A 16,355-nucleotide genomic window follows, 5' to 3' on the forward strand; every position below is an offset into this window, starting at 1 on the left:
AAACATGGGTAAAGAAGAAATTTTTACTAAAATTCGAGATATATTAGCAGATAATTTTGAAGTTGAAAAAGAAAAGATAACTGATGAGACTAATTTCAAAAGTGATTTGGACGCTGATTCCATTGACTTAGTGGAATTCATTTTACAACTAGAAGATGAATTCGGCGCCGAGATTTCTGATGAAGATGCAGAAAAAATTAAAACAGTTGGTGATGCAGTTAATTATGTTGCAGATCACCAAAAATAACTAAAAAATATTCATTATTAATTTGCATACAAAATGTTTCACGGTTATAATTAGAAATTAAATAAATTTATTAAATATCTTTAATAAATTCATTGAAGATTTGAGAGGGGAAATGACCTTTGGAAAAACAAAGTGATCTCTTGCTAGATATCCAGCATTTGCATACTGCATATCGTTTAAATGGAAAGTTTTATGATGCTGCAGATGATATTAATTTAACGTTGAAGCGGAACGAAATTTTGTCCATCGTAGGTGAATCTGGTTGTGGTAAGAGTACAATTGCATCGAGTATTATCGGCTTGTACGACCATAAAAATACGAAAGTAACTGGGGATATTCTATATAATGAGTTGAATTTAGTTGGATTAAATGAAAACTTGTTTAACAAAATACGTGGAGACAAAATTGGCATGATCTTTCAGGATCCATTGGCTAGTTTAAATCCGCTGATGCGTGTTGGCGATCAGGTAGCTGAAACGCTTTATTATCATACAGATATGAATGAAAAAGAGCGTTATAATCGTGTGATTGAATTATTCAATCAAGTAGGTATGCCAAAACCAGAAGAAACTTTTCGAATGTATCCTTTTGAGCTATCAGGGGGATTAAGACAAAGGGTCGTGATTGCTATGGCAATTGCATGTAAGCCCGAAATTATCATTGCAGATGAGCCTACTACCGCTTTGGATGTTACTATTCAAGCTCAAATTTTGGATCTGCTTGAAGATATTCAAAAGCAATCCCAATCTGGTATTATTTTGATTACTCACGATTTAGGGGTAGTTGCTGAAACTGCTGATCAAGTTGCAGTTATGTATGGTGGGCAGATAGTAGAAAAAGCCGATGTAAAAACTGTCTTTGAGCATCCACTGCACCCATACACTCGCTCCTTGTTAAATTCAATGCCTCAATCTGAAGATGAGGAAGAAGATTTGCACGTTATTCAAGGAACGGTTCCATCATTGCAAAATATGCCTAGAAAAGGCGACAGATTTGCTGCTAGAATTCCATGGATTCCTGCCAGTGCTCATGAAGAGAACCCAGTAATGCATGAAGTTGAGCCTGGTCACTGGGTAAGATGTACTTGCTGGAAGACGTTCCACTTTCAAGATGAAGTAGGTGGGGAGTAGTTTATGGCTAAAGAAATCATACAAGTAAAAAACTTAAAAGTTCATTATCCCATACGAACAGGTTTTTGGAACCGGATTACTGACTATGTCAGAGCAGTTGACGATATTAGTATTACTATTAATGAAGGTGAAACCTATGGTTTAATTGGTGAATCTGGATCAGGCAAGTCAACTACTGGTAAGGCCATTGTTGGTGTTGAGCCTGTGACTAGTGGCAGCATTATTTATAAGGGTGTAGATATTACTAAGGCCAAAAATAGGCATAAACTCAACTACAATAAAGACGTTCAAATGATTTTTCAAGATTCAATGTCGAGTTTAAATCCGAGAAAAAGAATTGAAGATATTATTGCTGAACCAATTCGAAATTTTGAAAATTTAACTACAGATCAAGAACGTGATCGAGTTCAAGAGCTGCTGGATATTGTTGGTATGCCTAGCGATTCAATTTACAAATACCCTCATGAATTTTCTGGGGGACAGAGACAAAGAATTGGCGTAGCTCGTGCGGTTGCAACTAATCCTCGTTTAATTGTTGCTGATGAGCCTACTAGTGCTTTGGATTTGTCTGTGCAGGCACAAGTTTTAAACTTTATGAAGCATATTCAGCAACAATATAATATTGCCTATCTTTTCATTTCTCACGACCTTGGTGTGGTAAAACATATGTCGGAAAATCTTGCGATTATGCACCGTGGTCGCTTGGTTGAGATTGGTTCAAGGGAAGACATTTACAAGCATCCAATGCATATTTATACTAAAAGGCTGCTTTCCGCAATACCACAAGTTGATGTTGAACATCGCGATGAGCATAAGAAACACCGTCAAGAAGTTGAACAAGAGTTTCAAAATGATCAAGGCAAGTGGTATGACAAAGATGGTCGTGTGTTCCCATTGCAACAAGTTTCTGGCAAACATTTAGTGGCTTTACCGAAAAATGAATTAAATGAAGAAAAGAAAAATGAAAAGGAGGGGGCATAACCATGTGGAAAACGGTCTTAAGACGAATTTTAATTATGATCCCGCAATTGATTATTTTAAGTATTTTGGTCTTTTTCTTAGCTAAAATGATGCCAGGTGATCCATTTTCAGGTCAAATTAACCCAAATACTGATCCTAAACAAATTGAGGCGTTAAAAAGAGCAGCTGGATTATATGACCCTGTACCTGTGCAGTATGCGCGTTGGGTTGGCAATCTTTTCAAAGGAGACTTGGGTACAAGCTATATTCAGCATGTACCTGTTACTTCATTAATTGCAGATCGGGCTGTGAATACTTTTTGGTTATCTTTATTTTCTACTATAATCAGTTATTCTATTGCCATCCCTATGGGTATTAGTGCTGGTCGTCACCAAGATGAGTGGCAAGATCAAGCTGTTCAAATTTTTAATTATATTACCTTGGCTGTTCCTCCTTTTGTTTTCTATATACTAGGAATATGGTTATTTGGTTTTACTTTGGGCTGGTTCCCAATCTCAGGTTCAATTTCACCAAATGCATCCGGTTTTTGGGGTACTTTGGGTAGTGAAATTTATCATATTATTTTACCAGGTACACTAGTTGCACTAATTACTACAACATCTGTCGTGCAATATTTAAGGACGGGAATTGTAGATAACAAAGTTGAGGATTATGTTCGTACAGCACATAGTAAGGGCGTGCCAGAAAAAGTTGTTTTCAATAAACATATTTTACGTAACTCCCTTTTGCCAATTGCTTCTTCTTTTGGTACTGTGATAACTGGACTTCTTAGTGGATCTATGATCGTAGAATCGGTTTTCAGTTATCCTGGCATGGGTAAACTGTTCCTGGATTCAATTGGTCAACGTGATTACACCACTTTAACAGCTTTAATATTGATATTTGGCTTTTTAACGTTGCTTGGTAATTTATTGTCTGATATTATCATGAGCATCGTTGATCCAAGGATTAGAATAAAGTAAAGAGGAGAAACATATGACTGAGAATAAAAAAAGTACTTTAACTAAAAAAGTTAAAAAAGAGAAAGTTTCTTCTCCAACTTCAGGGTTCAGAGTGATTGTAAGAGAAGTTGTGAAGGATAAAATTGCGTTAACAGCTTTTATATTAATTGTTCTAATCTTATTATTGACTTTCGGCGGATCACTGTTTTTAAATGCCGATAAAGTTTCTGAAACAAATATAATTGATGCTTATTACAGTTGGGGAACAGCCGGTCATTTCCTTGGAACTGATGATGGTGGTCGTGATATAGTTAATCTTCTTATTATGGGTAGTCGCAATTCTATTCTCATTGGTTTAGGAGTTACTGTAATATGTGAATCAGTCGGACTTCTGGTCGGATTAATTTCAGGATATTACGGTGGTTATATTGATGCTATCATAATGAGAATAGTTGACTTTATTCAAGTTTTACCTGCAATGCCTATTGAAATAGTTTTAGTTAGTGTTATACCTCACTATACCCCAGTGAATTTAGTGCTAATAATTTCATTTTTTGGCTGGACAAGTACAGCAAGGTATTTCAGAGCATTTGTATTGTCTCAAAGAGAGCGTGATTATGTATTAGCGTCAAAAACGTCAGGTTCGTCAGATTTAAAAATCATGTTTCGAGAAGTTTTGCCTAACATTACTTCCATGGTAATTATTGATGTAGTTCTAATGATTGCAGGTAATATCGGAATCGAAACTACGCTAGAGTACATTGGCTACGGATTGCCGCCGACTATTCCTTCTCTTGGTACTTTAATTGGATTTGCAAATGATCCAGTTAATGTTGTTAGTCGACCTTGGCTTTGGCTTCCTGCCACAATTTTATTATTAGTGATTTCTCTAAGTATTAATTATGTCGGAAGGGCATTATCACGTGCTGGTGATGCAAGACAAAGAGAAAATTGATAAACTTTTTAAAGTAAAACTAAAATTGTAAGACCCTGAAATGAAATCTTTCATTTCAGGTTTTTTTTCCACTTTTATATGCTATTACAATTTACATAAAGGAATATAACTGCTTTCAAAGTTTTTGTTGACTTTATATGGACTAAAATTTTGATTAAATAATCCTATTCATATATATGAAAAGAATTAGTTTTAAATTAATTTTATCTATTGATTTTTTAATTTAATATGGTAGTATTAAATTATTAACTTGTTCTGAGAAAAGCCATTAAGTTGCTATGATAAAGGAGTTAAAGGCTATGAAAAGTAAGAAATTATTAGGCTCTGTGGGAGTCATAACTGCTGCTGCGTTATCGTTAGTTGCATGTGGTAAAAGTGCAGATAACGGTAACACAAATGAAGCTAAAAAAGCAAGTAAGTTTCCAATTGAAGTACCTAAAAAGGAAGCTAAACAAGGTGGAACTGTTAAATACGCTATTGAAAATGATTCTCCATTTACAGGAATTTTCTCTGAAGAGTTGTCCACAACTCAAATTGATGCTGACGTTGCTGCTCCAGGTGCCGAATCATTATTTGATGTAAATGATACTTATCAGATTAATGATAAGGGTCCTGCCACAATGAAAATTAATAAAAAGGACAAGACAGTGACTGTTACCATTAAAAAGGGTGTTAAATGGTCAGATGGTAAGCAGGTAACTGCTAAAGATTATGAGTATGCATATGAAATTATTGCTAACAAGGCTACTGAATCCCAAAGATATACGAGCCAACTTGCATTTTTAAAGGGACTTGAAGAGTACCATGAAGGAAAATCTAAAACAATTTCTGGGTTTGAAATGCCTGACGGTGAGAATGGCAGAACGGCCGTTTTACACTTTAAGGAATTAAAGCCAGGAATGTATAACAGTGGTAACGGCTATGTTTGGGAAGCAGTAGCTCCTTACCACTATTTAAAGGATGTTCCTTTCAGCAAATTAAATTCATCTGATAAAATCAGAAAGAAGCCTCTTTATTTTGGTCCTTATCAAGTTTCTAAGGTTGTAAGAGGTCAGTCAGTAACTTGGGTTCCTAATAAGTACTACTGGCGTGGCAAACCAAAATTAGATAAAGTAGTTTCACAAGTTGTTTCTTCGAACTCGACTTCTCAAGCAATCAAGAGTCATAAGTTTGATATAGCTGATGTTATTAACACCCAGTGGAAACAAGTTAAAGACACTAAAGGTGTAAATTTTGTTGCTAAAATTCCACTACGATATAGCTACCTTGGCTTTAAGGTTGGTAAATGGGATGCAAAACACAGCAAGAATGTCATGAATAAAAACGCTAAGATGAATAACAAGTCACTTAGACAAGCTATTGGATATGCCATGAACATTTCTTCTGTATATAAGAAATATACTAATGGCTTGACTTTCCACGTAACGACATTAATTCCACCTCAATTTGGTGACTATCATAACAGTGATATAAAAGGTTATACGTACAATCTAAAGAAAGCAAATCAATTGTTAGATAAAGCTGGTTATAAGAAGAAAGGAAAATGGCGTGTACAACCTAATGGTAAGCCCCTTAAAATTCATCTTTTGGCTGCGGGAGGCGATGCTACTAGAGGACCAATTATTCAAAACTACATCCAACAGTGGCATAAAGTTGGTTTGAATGTTTCATTAGTTGGTGGTCGTTTGGCAGAAGCTAACTCTTTCTTTGATAAGATTAAAAGCGACGATCCTTCTGTCGACATGTTTATGGCTGGCTGGAGTATGTCATCAGAACCATCTCCTGCTGACATGTTTGCTGAAGGTTCACCATTCAACTATCAACGTTTTGTGACTCCAGAACAAACCAAATTATTGAATTCACTTGACTCTCAAAAGGCTTTCAATCATAAGTATCGTGTAGAGAAATTCCATGAATGGCAAAAATATATGTTTGATCAAGCATTCATTATTCCTACTAAGAATAGTTATGCTATCACAGCAGTTAATAACAAGTTAACTGGATACAGTCTTAAACCTACTCATGGTAATTCTCTTTGGTATGAAGTTGGCTACAAAAAATAGTTAATATTTAATTAGAAAAAAAACTAATTGCGAAAATAATGCAATTAGTTTTTTGTTTTGATTTTTAGTTAAATTTGATTGTAATAGTACTAAAATACTCTTTTGATAAAATTATTTATCTTTTCAAATATTATATGTTTATATAGTATTAGAGACAATTTTAGCCTTGCAATTTTAATGATAAATGCTAATATTTATCTGTTAACTTGATTCCAAAATACTATTAACTTTGTATTATGAAGGAGACATGTATTATGAGAACAAGAAAAATTTGGGCTTCAGTTGGTATTGTATCAACAGCTGCATTAGCTTTAGCAGCTTGTGGAAAGAACAACACTACTAGTAATGAAGGGGCTAAAACTGCCAGCAAGTTTCCAGTTCAAACCCCAGTTAAGACTGCTAAAAAGGGTGGAACAATTAAAGTTGCAGAAGTAACTAATACACCATTTACTGGAGTCTTCAATGAAGAATTGCAAATGGATCAACCAAGCGCAGATGTTTCAAGTCCAGGTCAGGAATCATTGTTTGACACCGATAACCACTATAAAATAAACGATAAAGGTCCTGCTACTCTCAAACTTGATCGCAAAGCAAATACTGCTACTATTACTGTTAAAAAAGGTGTTAAATGGTCAGACGGTAAACAAGTTACTGCAAAAGATGTTGAGTTTGCATATGAAATTATTGCTAATAAAGCAACAGATTCCCAAAGATATGCAAGCCAGTTCAATATTATTAATGGTATGAAAGAGTATCATGAAGGTAAAGCAAAAATCATTTCGGGAATTGAAATGCCTGATGGTCCAGATGGACGAGTCGTAGTTTTACATTGCAAAGAACTTAAGCCTGGTATGTATTATAGTGGTAATGGCTACATTTGGGAATCAGCTGCTCCCTACCACTATTTAAAAGATATTCCTTTTGCAAAATTAGAATCATCTGATAAATTGAGAAAAAAGCCGTTGTTCTTTGGTCCTTATAAACTCGAAAAAATTGTTCGTGGTCAATCAGTTACTTGGGTACCGAATAAGTATTATTGGCGCGGTCAACCTAAATTAGACAAAATAGTTTACCAGGTGGTTTCACCAAATTCCGCTTCGCAAGCAATTAAGAATCATAAATTTGATATCACCAGAGTTACTAATAGTCAATGGAAAGAAGTTAAGGATACTAAAGATGTGACATTTGTCGCTAAGATTCCTTTATATTATAGTTATTTGGCATTTAAAGTTGGTAAGTGGGACAATAAAAAATCAAAGAATGTAATGAATCCTCATGCCAAAATGAATAATAAATCATTACGTCAAGCTATGGCTTATGCAATGAATACTGATGCTGTGTACAAGCATTATACAGACGGCTTAAGTTTCCAGATTCCGACTTTGATTCCAGCACAATTTGGTGACTATTTTAATAAAAACATTAAAGGGTATACTTACAACCTTAAGAAAGCAAATCAAATTCTAGATAAAGCTGGTTATAAGAAGAAAGGAAAATGGCGTGTACAACCTAATGGTAAACCGTTAACTATTCACTTCATGGCAATGTCTGGTACTTCTATTCAACAACCAATAATGCAAAATTATATTGAACAATGGAATAAGATTGGCCTGAATGTTAAATTAGTTGGTGGAAGACTGACTGAATTTAATTCATTTTATGATAAAGTGCAACACGATTCACCGGATGTTGATATGTTCATGGCAGCTTGGGGTCTTTCAACAGAGCCTTCCCAGGAACAAATGTACGGTGAAGGTACAATGTCCAATTATTCCCGTTTTGTAACACCTGAAAACACGAAGTTAATCAAGGAAATGGACTCTCAAAAGGCATTTAACCATGAATACCGTGTCAACAAATTCCACGAATGGCAAAAATATATGTTTGATCAAGCTTTTGTTGTTCCTGTATTTAACGCATACCAAATTGATGCAGTCAACAGTAAGCTTACTGGCTATTCACAAAATGCATCACAGCAAAACAACGGACACCCACTTTGGTATAAAGTTGCTTACACTAAATAAAAGATATTTACCAAAGTAGATTAGAAAACTGGCTTTTTGGTCAAATTCTGTTAACAAAGATTAAATGAGGAGAATCAAGCAGCAAATAAACTGCTTGGTTCTTTTTCTTTTACCTTGTTTTCTGCCAATCTAATCCTGGATAGCAGATTGGAAAAATTGGCGTAGCCAAAAGCTGTACACTCAATTTGTTTGACTTTGCGATTAAAGCCTTCTAAGCAACTGCTGGAATAATTCGATGTTATCCTGTTAGTTACTGCTCTTAGATTATGCTTAAAAGTGAGCAGTGTTTGGAACATTTGCCAGCAAATATCTTCTTTAGCATGAATGACTTTTTTGACTGCAGATCTTTGGTAGCTAAAGCTTCATAAAACATCTGAAGCATGTTGTAGACATTGGTGATCTACGCACGCATGCTATGCGATGCTCTTCTTTTTAATACAACAGAAAACTAATTAACAGCTTACACATGGATAAGTCAGGATAAATTATAGAGCTAATCAAGTTTCTTAAACTTGATTTTTATTTTTGCTAATAAAATAATGGTATTTTGTATAAAATTTTAATTAATAATTAATAAATCCTTTGTTTTTGTACTCTTTTTTGTTATTATTTGATTTAGGTTTTAAATCGTGTTTGTACTTTTGTAAGGAGAGAAGAATGATGAAAGAAAAAAATTTTTTATGCTCCATCGGTATTATAGCCACATGCGCCATGGCTCTGGTTGGTTGTAATAAAGGAAATAAAAGCAATAATGAGGACAGTTCGAAGGAAGCAAGTAAATTTCCAAATGCTTTGCCAAAAAAGGAAACAAAGCAAGGAGGAACTGTTAGAGTTGCCGTTGAGACAGATACGCCTTTTACAGGAATATTTACTGATGAATTAAGCGTAACTGCGACTGATGCAGATGTTGCTTCGCCAGGTGAAGAATCTTTGTTTTATACTGATGATAACTACAAAATAAATGATAAAGGTCCAGCAACAATGAGGCTGGATCAAAAAAATAAAACTATAACTATTACAATCAAAAAAGGGGTTAAGTGGTCAGACGGCAAACAAGTAGTTGCCAAGGATATGGCATATCCTTATGAAATATTGGCTAATAAATACACTAAAGCTCAGAGATATTCTACTAAAATGGAAGTTCTAAAAGGAATGAAAGAATATCATGAGGGTAAAGCTAAGAAAATTTCAGGAATTGAATTGCCGGATGGTGATAATGGTCGCAAAATGATATTACATTTTTCCTATATGACACCAGGAATGGCCTTTAGTGGTAATGACTATTATTGGGAATCAGCTTCACCATATCATTATTTAAAGGATGTACCTTTTAGCAAACTCGAGTCTTCAGATAAAGTTAGAAAAAGACCAATATATTTTGGACCTTATAAGTTAGATAAACTAGTTCGTGGACAGTCAGCTACATGGGTACCAAACAAATATTATTGGCAAGGCAAACCAAAACTGGATAAAATTATTTATCAAGTTGTTTCTCCTAATTCTACTTCTCAGGCAATTAAATCACATAAGTTTGATATTGCCCAAGTTATTAATGCTCAGTGGAAACAAGTAAAAGATACTAAAGATGTGAGGTTCATTGCTGAAATTCCTTTATATTATTCATACCTAGGGTTTAAGGTCGGCAAGTTTGATGCTAAAAAGGGTAAAAATGTTATGAATCCTCATAGCAAAATGAATAATAAAGCGTTAAGGCAAGCTATTGGTTATGCCATGAATGTGGAGGATGTCAATAAACGTTATAATAATAATCTGAGTTTCAGGATTCCAACATTAATACCAAAGCAATATGGTGATGTATATAATAAAAATGTTAAAGGCTTTACTTATAACTTAAAAAAGGCTAATGAACTTTTAGATAAAGCTGGTTATAAGAAAAAAGGCAAATGGCGCGTGCAGCCCAATGGTAAGCCTTTAAAAATCAACTTTTTAGCCATGTCGGGTGATGCTACACAAGGACCAATTATACAAAATTACTTGCAACAGTGGCATAAAATTGGGCTAAATGTTGGTCTTCTAAATGGTCGGTTGACAGAACGTAACTCATTTTATGATAAAGTTCAAAACGATAATCCTCAAGTAGACATGTTCCTAGGAGCATGGGGTCTTTCCACGGAACCATCACCTAATGGATTGTATAGTGAAGGTGGCCCCGCTAACTATACTAGGTTTGTTACTCCGGAAAATAATAAATTGATTAAGGAGATTGACTCTGCTAAAGCATTTAACCATAAATATCGTGTTGAGAAATTTCATGAATGGCAACAGTATATGTTTGACCAGGCTTATGTCATACCTATTTTTAATGCATATAAAATTAAGGCGGTTAATAATAAATTAACTGGTTTATCACTAAAACCTTCTGAAACAAATAACGGTCATCCAATATGGTACAAAGTTGGTTACGCTAAATAAAAGTTAATTGATACGCTAAATTAGAAAACTATTGTCATTTGCGGACAATAGTTTTCTTTTTTAACGTTAAAAACTGGTATAATTTAGATTGTTAAGGAGTTGAACAAATGGTTAGTACCAAATTCATTAAACGATTAGATACAAAATACAAAATTAGATTTAACAATCCAAAATTATTAGAAGAGGCTTTTACTCATTCTTCTTATGCTAACGAACATCCTGAAAATGGAACTCGGGATTATGAAAAATTGGAGTTCTTGGGGGATGCAGTTCTGGAATTAGCAATTTCTGATTACCTTTACCGTAATTTTAGAAATCTTAATGAAGGTGAATTAACTAGAATGCGGTCAAATATTGTTGATACTGAAGGTTTTGCAGAATTTGCCCAGAAATTTGGTTTTCCGGCTGAGATTAATCTAGGTCATGGTGAGGAAAAAGCAGGTGCACGTTCTCGCAAAACTCTTTTAGAAGATGTTTTTGAAGCTTTTAATGGAGCGCTTTTTCTTGATCAAGGCATGGAAGCAGTTGAGCATTTTTTGAGTTTAACCGTATACCCATTAATTGATGCTGGCAAATTTGATGCATCAAGAGATTATAAAACAGACCTACAAGAATTATTGCAACAAGATGGACCGGTTAAGATTGAGTATGAGGTTTTAAAAGAAGAGCAACTGCCATCTAATTTTACCGTTCAGTTAGTTGTTAATGGAAAAGTGTTGTCCGAGGGACAGGGCCATAATAAAAAAGCTGCTGAACAAGAAGCAGCCAAAAGTGCTCTTGGTAAGCTCAATTAGGGAGATGAGTGCGTGCCACTAACAGAACTGATAATTGACGGCTTCAAATCTTTTGCCGAAAAAACAAAAATTAAATTTGATGCAGGTATTACTGGCATAGTTGGCCCCAATGGTAGTGGTAAGAGTAATATTACTGAAGCGATCAGATGGGTCATGGGCGAATCCAGTGCTAAATCATTGCGTGGCTCAAACATGAAAGATGTTATTTTTGCCGGGAGTGAATTTCGCCAGCCAGCAAATCATGCAGAAGTTTCTCTAATTTTTAACAATAAAAAGCATGAACTAAATTTTAAGGAAGAACAAGTTGTTGTAACTCGACGGATTTTAAGATCTGGAGATAATGAGTACTTAATCAATAAAAAAAGTGTCAGACAAAAGGATATACGCGCTCTATTCTTAGACTCGGGCATTTCGCAAGACAGTTTAGCAATTATTTCTCAAGGACGTGTGGATCAAATACTAAATTCCCGTCCGGAAGAACGACGTTTACTATTTGAAGAAGCAGCTGGTGTACTTCATTTTAAAAGACAAAAAGAAGAAGCCAAAGTTCAGTTGGAACAGACTACTGATAATTTAGTGCGGATCAACGACCTTGTAAAAGAGTTAGAGCAGAGAATTGAACCGCTTCACGAACAAAGTTCTTTAGCTAAAGAATATCAGTTTCAGAAAAAAGGCCTGGATCGGGAACTAAAAACTTTATTAGCATTTGAAATTCAGGATTTAGATAGCCAAAAGGACGAAGAACAGGAGAAAGCTGACGAGAATCAGGCACTGTTATCAAAGCTTGATCGAGAAGTAAGAGATTCTCAAGCAGCTGTGGCAACTAAAAGAAAAGAATATCAAACTTTAAATAATCAAAGAGATAACATTCAAAATGATTTACTTTCTTTAACCAAAAAGCTTTCTGAAATTAATACCAATTTGCAAGTTGCGGAACAGTCTAAACAATATAGTGCAGCGACAAAAAAAGAATACCAAACTGAGTTGATTGAATTAAAAAAACAATTATCAGCTAGTGAACATGATAAGATTAGTCTGCTTGAAAAGGAGAGTAATTTAAAAAATGAGCAACAGAAGCTAAATGATAAAAGAACTGAACTCTGTGCGCAGTTAAAAGAAGATCCTGAACAGCTAAACCAAGATTTGGAGCAGCTTAGGGCAGATTATATTCAATTTTTACAAGATCAAACTTCTAACAATAATGAAATAGTTTATTTAAACTCAGAGTTGAAAAAACTTTCGGATAATAGCCAACTTCAAACAGAAAATGTTGTAGAAGAACTAAAAAAAGAAACAACTGAGCTTGAACGGCTTAAGGCTGAAGGAAAAACACTTAAAGAAAACTGTCAGGTTGAAAAGCAGAAGATTGCCGATCTTACTAGGGAGCAAGAAACAAGCCAAAAAATTTTGACGTCGCTTCAAGAATCGTTAACGACCAAAAAACAACGTTTTAGTCAATTAAATGCGCGTTATGAAGCTTTGGAAAATATACGCAAACGTCATGAAGGCTATTTTTACGGAGTAAAAAACGTTTTAAATAATATATCCGCTTATCCTGGAGTAGTTGGAGCAGTGGGAGAATTAATTACTTTTCCTGCCAAATATGAAGCTGCAATGGCAACAGCTTTGGGTAATGGGGTTCAAGATTTAGTCACTAAAACAAAACTAGATGCTCGGGATGCTATTAACAAATTAAAAGAAAATCATGCGGGGCGTGCTACTTTCCTGCCACTTGATGGATTAAGGGAATATACAATACCTTCTTCAACTGTTAATACAATTTCTTCTTTTACTGGTTTTCAAGGTATTGCAAGCGAAATAGTTAAAAGTTTACCAAATCAAAACATTGCTCCGGCAATTAATTATCTCCTTGGAAATACCATCATTGTCGATACGATAAGCAATGCTATGAAGATAAGACAACGCGTTTCTCGCTATCGTATTGTGACTCTTGATGGAGATGTTATATCACCTGGTGGTTCAATGACAGGAGGAGTGCGTAATCAAAAAAGTAATTCCCCACTTCAAACAACTGCTGAGCTGAGTCAATTAAGACAAAATATTAATGATTTGCAAGCAAAAATTAAGAATGAGCAGTCTCAGTTAGGTGAAGCTATAAGCAAAAATGACGTTTTAACTAAGCAGCTAAATGATGTGAGATCGAAATTGCAAAATCTTAAACAAGAATTAGGTGAAGCAGTTCTTTCATATCAAAACCAAGAAAAAGAAGTAAATAGGTTAAAGGCTGCGAATAGTTTGTTTGAACATCAAAAGGAAGAACGCAACCAGGAAATTGCTGAAACTAAGAATAAGATTAAGTCTGCTGAAAAAAAGAAAGAAGAACTGCAGGAGAAAATACTTCAGCAAAAACAACACATTAGTGAATTGCAATTACGCATAAAAAACTTTTCTGAGCTGAATCAAGAAATTCAAGAAAAGTTAAGCGAACTTGATCCGCAAATAGCCGTTTATGCTAATAAGTTGGAAAACGTGGCAAAGCAAAAATCTGATAAAAAGAATGAATTAAAGCAGTTTCAAAACCAAATTAATACTTTGTCCCAAAAGTTAAAAGAACTAAATCAAAATGATGTGCTCAGTGACGAAAAGAAAATGAACTTTGATCGCGAAAATAAAGAGGGCATTGCAAAAAAGAAAAATTTGCAGGAACAACTTAATAATTTAAGTTCTAAATTAGGGCAGTATGATGCTAAAATTAACCAACTTGATCAGGTAGCTAGTCGCAATTATGAACTTCGCAAAGATGCTGCTGCAGAACAAAAAGATTTTTCTGTAAAAATTGCACAGTTGAATAGCCAAATAGATCAACGTCTAGATACTTTAAACACGGAATATTCACTAACATATGAGGCCGCATTGAATCAAGCCGAAACAGAAAATAACGAGACCAATAGGACACAGCTTCAAAAGAATGTGAAATTGCATCGCATGTCTATTGCAGATATTGGCCCAGTTAATCTAAAGTCCATTGAAGAATATGAAAATGTCAAAAAACGTTATGACTTCCTTAATGCACAACAAAATGATTTGTTAAAGGGTCGAGACAATTTAGAAAAATCGATGTCAGAACTTGATCAAGAAGTATGTAGTCGCTTTAGTAAAACCTTTACAGACGTCGCCAATAGTTTTACTGAATTGTTTCCGGTAGTTTTTGGTGGTGGCAATGCCAAATTAGTTTTGACTAATCCTGAAGACTTATTGAACACAGGTGTTGAAATTATTGCTCAACCGCCGGGTAAAAAGTTGCAAAGACTCAGCTTATTATCAGGTGGAGAAAGGGCACTGACAGCAATTACATTGCTGTTTGCTATGCTCAAAGTCAAACCAGTGCCATTTTGTGTACTAGATGAAGTAGAAGCAGCACTTGATGATGCAAACGTCACACGCTTTGCACATTTCTTAGAAGAATATGATATGCATACACAATTTATTGTAATAACACATAGAAGAGGAACAATGGAAAAAGCAGACCAACTTTATGGTGTTGTCATGCAGGAATCAGGGGTGTCACAAGTGTTGTCCGTATCACTAAAAGAATTAAAAAATGAGGTGAAATAACAGTGGGTTTATTTGATAAGATAAAAAAATCTTTATTTGGTGAAGAGAATGGTAAAGTTACTGATGATTCGCAGAATCAATCAGAAAAAGAGCAACAAGAATCCTCTGAGGAGCTAGAAAATAAGGAAAAGATAACCGCTGAAGAAAAACAAACTTCAGAAAAGAATGAGTCAGAAAACGAAAATTCGACAGCTTTGCAGGAAAAATCTTTAAAGAAGGAACCTGAAGACGAACCTAATAATGAAAAGCAGAATGATACTGAATTATATGAAAAAGGTCTAGAAAAAACTAATCAGGGCTTTGGAGCCCGGCTGAATCGCTTTTTCGCCCAATTCAGGACTGTTGACGAAGATTTCTTTGATGACTTGGAAGAACTGCTTATTGAATCTGATGTCGGTTATGAGACTGCCGAAGAATTGACTGACGAACTGCGAGATGAAGCAAAGTTGCAGAAAGCCAAGTCGCGAGATGATCTGAAAAAAGTTATTGTTGAAAAATTAGTTAATCTTTACGACCAGAGCGGTAATTCCGAAAATGAAAAATTAAAGTCGCATGACGATGGCAAACCGAATATCTATCTGTTTGTAGGAGTAAATGGTGCGGGCAAAACTACAACAATCGGAAAATTGGCTAAAAGATTTAAAGATGAAGGGAAGTCAGTTCTTTTAGCGGCAGCAGATACCTTCAGAGCTGGTGCAGTTGAACAATTATCAGAATGGGGCGAAAGAGTCGGTGTTCCAGTAGTAACTGGAAAGGAACAAGCAGACCCTGCTTCAGTTGTTTATGATGCGACTGATAAAGCTCTTAAAGAAAATTATGATTATTTATTAGTGGATACTGCTGGTCGTTTACAAAATAAAAAGAATTTAATGAGTGAACTTGAGAAAATTGAACGGACAATTAAAAAGCAAGCTCCAAAAGAGCCAACAGAAACCCTATTAGTTTTAGACGGCTCAACTGGTCAAAATGCACTTCTTCAAGCTAAGGATTTTGATAAGACTACCAAATTAACGGGACTGGTATTGACAAAATTGGATGGCTCATCAAAGGGCGGAGTCGTTTTGGCAATTAGAAATGAGATGAAACTGCCGGTAAAATTAGTTGGTTTGGGTGAAAAAGCTAGCGATTTGGCTGATTTTGATGCCGCAAACTATGCTGTCGGATTATTTCATGATTTAATTTAAGAAGTGATTTTTTAAAGGGAGATATTT

The 16,355-nt window shown here is 34.9% G+C and carries 11 protein-coding genes and 1 pseudogene; 11 read left to right on the plus strand and 1 reads right to left on the minus strand.

The window, feature by feature from the left end; genetic code table 11:
• Window positions 1-4: 4 nt before the first annotated feature.
• The 7 genes from acpP (at window position 5) to LDM92_RS00705 (ending at window position 8,341) form a co-directional block, all read left to right on the plus strand.
• Complete coding sequence (gene acpP / locus LDM92_RS00675; protein ID WP_109586427.1) at window positions 5-247, plus strand: acyl carrier protein; 243 nt, start codon at window positions 5-7, stop codon at window positions 245-247.
• Window positions 248-366: 119 nt separating this feature from the next.
• On the plus strand, window positions 367-1,377 hold the full coding sequence (locus LDM92_RS00680) for an ABC transporter ATP-binding protein (protein WP_045928249.1): 1,011 nt from the start codon (window positions 367-369) through the stop codon (window positions 1,375-1,377).
• A 3-nt stretch (window positions 1,378-1,380) separates the two neighbouring features.
• A complete protein-coding gene (locus tag LDM92_RS00685; RefSeq protein ID WP_045928248.1) occupies window positions 1,381-2,358 on the plus strand; it encodes an ATP-binding cassette domain-containing protein in 978 nt (325 codons plus the stop codon).
• A gap of 2 nt (window positions 2,359-2,360) precedes the next feature.
• On the plus strand, window positions 2,361-3,320 hold the full coding sequence (gene opp4B, locus LDM92_RS00690; RefSeq protein WP_045928247.1) for an oligopeptide ABC transporter permease: 960 nt from the start codon (window positions 2,361-2,363) through the stop codon (window positions 3,318-3,320).
• Window positions 3,321-3,333: 13 nt separating this feature from the next.
• A complete protein-coding gene (locus tag LDM92_RS00695) occupies window positions 3,334-4,254 on the plus strand; it encodes an ABC transporter permease (protein WP_122052575.1) in 921 nt (306 codons plus the stop codon).
• Between the two features lie 299 nt (window positions 4,255-4,553).
• On the plus strand, window positions 4,554-6,317 hold the full coding sequence (locus tag LDM92_RS00700; RefSeq protein ID WP_223901604.1) for an oligopeptide ABC transporter substrate-binding protein: 1,764 nt from the start codon (window positions 4,554-4,556) through the stop codon (window positions 6,315-6,317).
• A gap of 254 nt (window positions 6,318-6,571) precedes the next feature.
• A complete protein-coding gene (locus tag LDM92_RS00705) occupies window positions 6,572-8,341 on the plus strand; it encodes an oligopeptide ABC transporter substrate-binding protein (protein WP_223901605.1) in 1,770 nt (589 codons plus the stop codon).
• A 74-nt stretch (window positions 8,342-8,415) separates the two neighbouring features.
• On the opposite strand, the pseudogene LDM92_RS00710 reads toward LDM92_RS00705, so the two are convergent.
• Window positions 8,416-8,637, minus strand: a pseudogene (locus tag LDM92_RS00710) (transposase); the annotation flags it as partial.
• Between the two features lie 364 nt (window positions 8,638-9,001).
• Between LDM92_RS00710 and LDM92_RS00715 the strand changes: the two are divergent.
• The 4 genes from LDM92_RS00715 (at window position 9,002) to ftsY (ending at window position 16,328) form a co-directional block, all read left to right on the plus strand.
• Window positions 9,002-10,774: an oligopeptide ABC transporter substrate-binding protein gene (locus tag LDM92_RS00715; RefSeq protein ID WP_223901868.1), complete on the plus strand. Its 1,773-nt coding sequence runs from the start codon at window positions 9,002-9,004 to the stop codon at window positions 10,772-10,774.
• Window positions 10,775-10,881: 107 nt separating this feature from the next.
• Window positions 10,882-11,568: a ribonuclease III gene (gene rnc / locus LDM92_RS00720; RefSeq protein ID WP_046332255.1), complete on the plus strand. Its 687-nt coding sequence runs from the start codon at window positions 10,882-10,884 to the stop codon at window positions 11,566-11,568.
• Between the two features lie 12 nt (window positions 11,569-11,580).
• On the plus strand, window positions 11,581-15,144 hold the full coding sequence (smc, locus tag LDM92_RS00725) for a chromosome segregation protein SMC (RefSeq protein ID WP_223901606.1): 3,564 nt from the start codon (window positions 11,581-11,583) through the stop codon (window positions 15,142-15,144).
• A gap of 2 nt (window positions 15,145-15,146) precedes the next feature.
• A complete protein-coding gene (gene ftsY / locus LDM92_RS00730) occupies window positions 15,147-16,328 on the plus strand; it encodes a signal recognition particle-docking protein FtsY (protein WP_223901607.1) in 1,182 nt (393 codons plus the stop codon).
• Window positions 16,329-16,355 lie beyond the last annotated feature (27 nt).

The sequence above is a fragment of the Lactobacillus laiwuensis genome (assembly GCF_019972835.1).
Taxonomy (GTDB): domain Bacteria; phylum Bacillota; class Bacilli; order Lactobacillales; family Lactobacillaceae; genus Lactobacillus; species Lactobacillus laiwuensis.

Excerpts from the sequence above, each read along its gene's own strand:
- LDM92_RS00695 (WP_122052575.1), top strand. The coding sequence starts at position 3,334 with ATGACTGAGAATAAAAAAAGTACTTTAACTAAAAAAGTTAAAAAAGAG.
- LDM92_RS00705 (WP_223901605.1), top strand. The coding sequence starts at position 6,572 with ATGAGAACAAGAAAAATTTGGGCTTCAGTTGGTATTGTATCAACAGCT.
- LDM92_RS00715 (WP_223901868.1), top strand. The coding sequence starts at position 9,002 with ATGAAAGAAAAAAATTTTTTATGCTCCATCGGTATTATAGCCACATGC.
- rnc (WP_046332255.1), top strand. The coding sequence starts at position 10,882 with ATGGTTAGTACCAAATTCATTAAACGATTAGATACAAAATACAAAATT.
- LDM92_RS00700 (WP_223901604.1), top strand. The coding sequence starts at position 4,554 with ATGAAAAGTAAGAAATTATTAGGCTCTGTGGGAGTCATAACTGCTGCT.
- LDM92_RS00685 (WP_045928248.1), top strand. The coding sequence starts at position 1,381 with ATGGCTAAAGAAATCATACAAGTAAAAAACTTAAAAGTTCATTATCCC.
- opp4B (WP_045928247.1), top strand. The coding sequence starts at position 2,361 with ATGTGGAAAACGGTCTTAAGACGAATTTTAATTATGATCCCGCAATTG.
- acpP (WP_109586427.1), top strand. The coding sequence starts at position 5 with ATGGGTAAAGAAGAAATTTTTACTAAAATTCGAGATATATTAGCAGAT.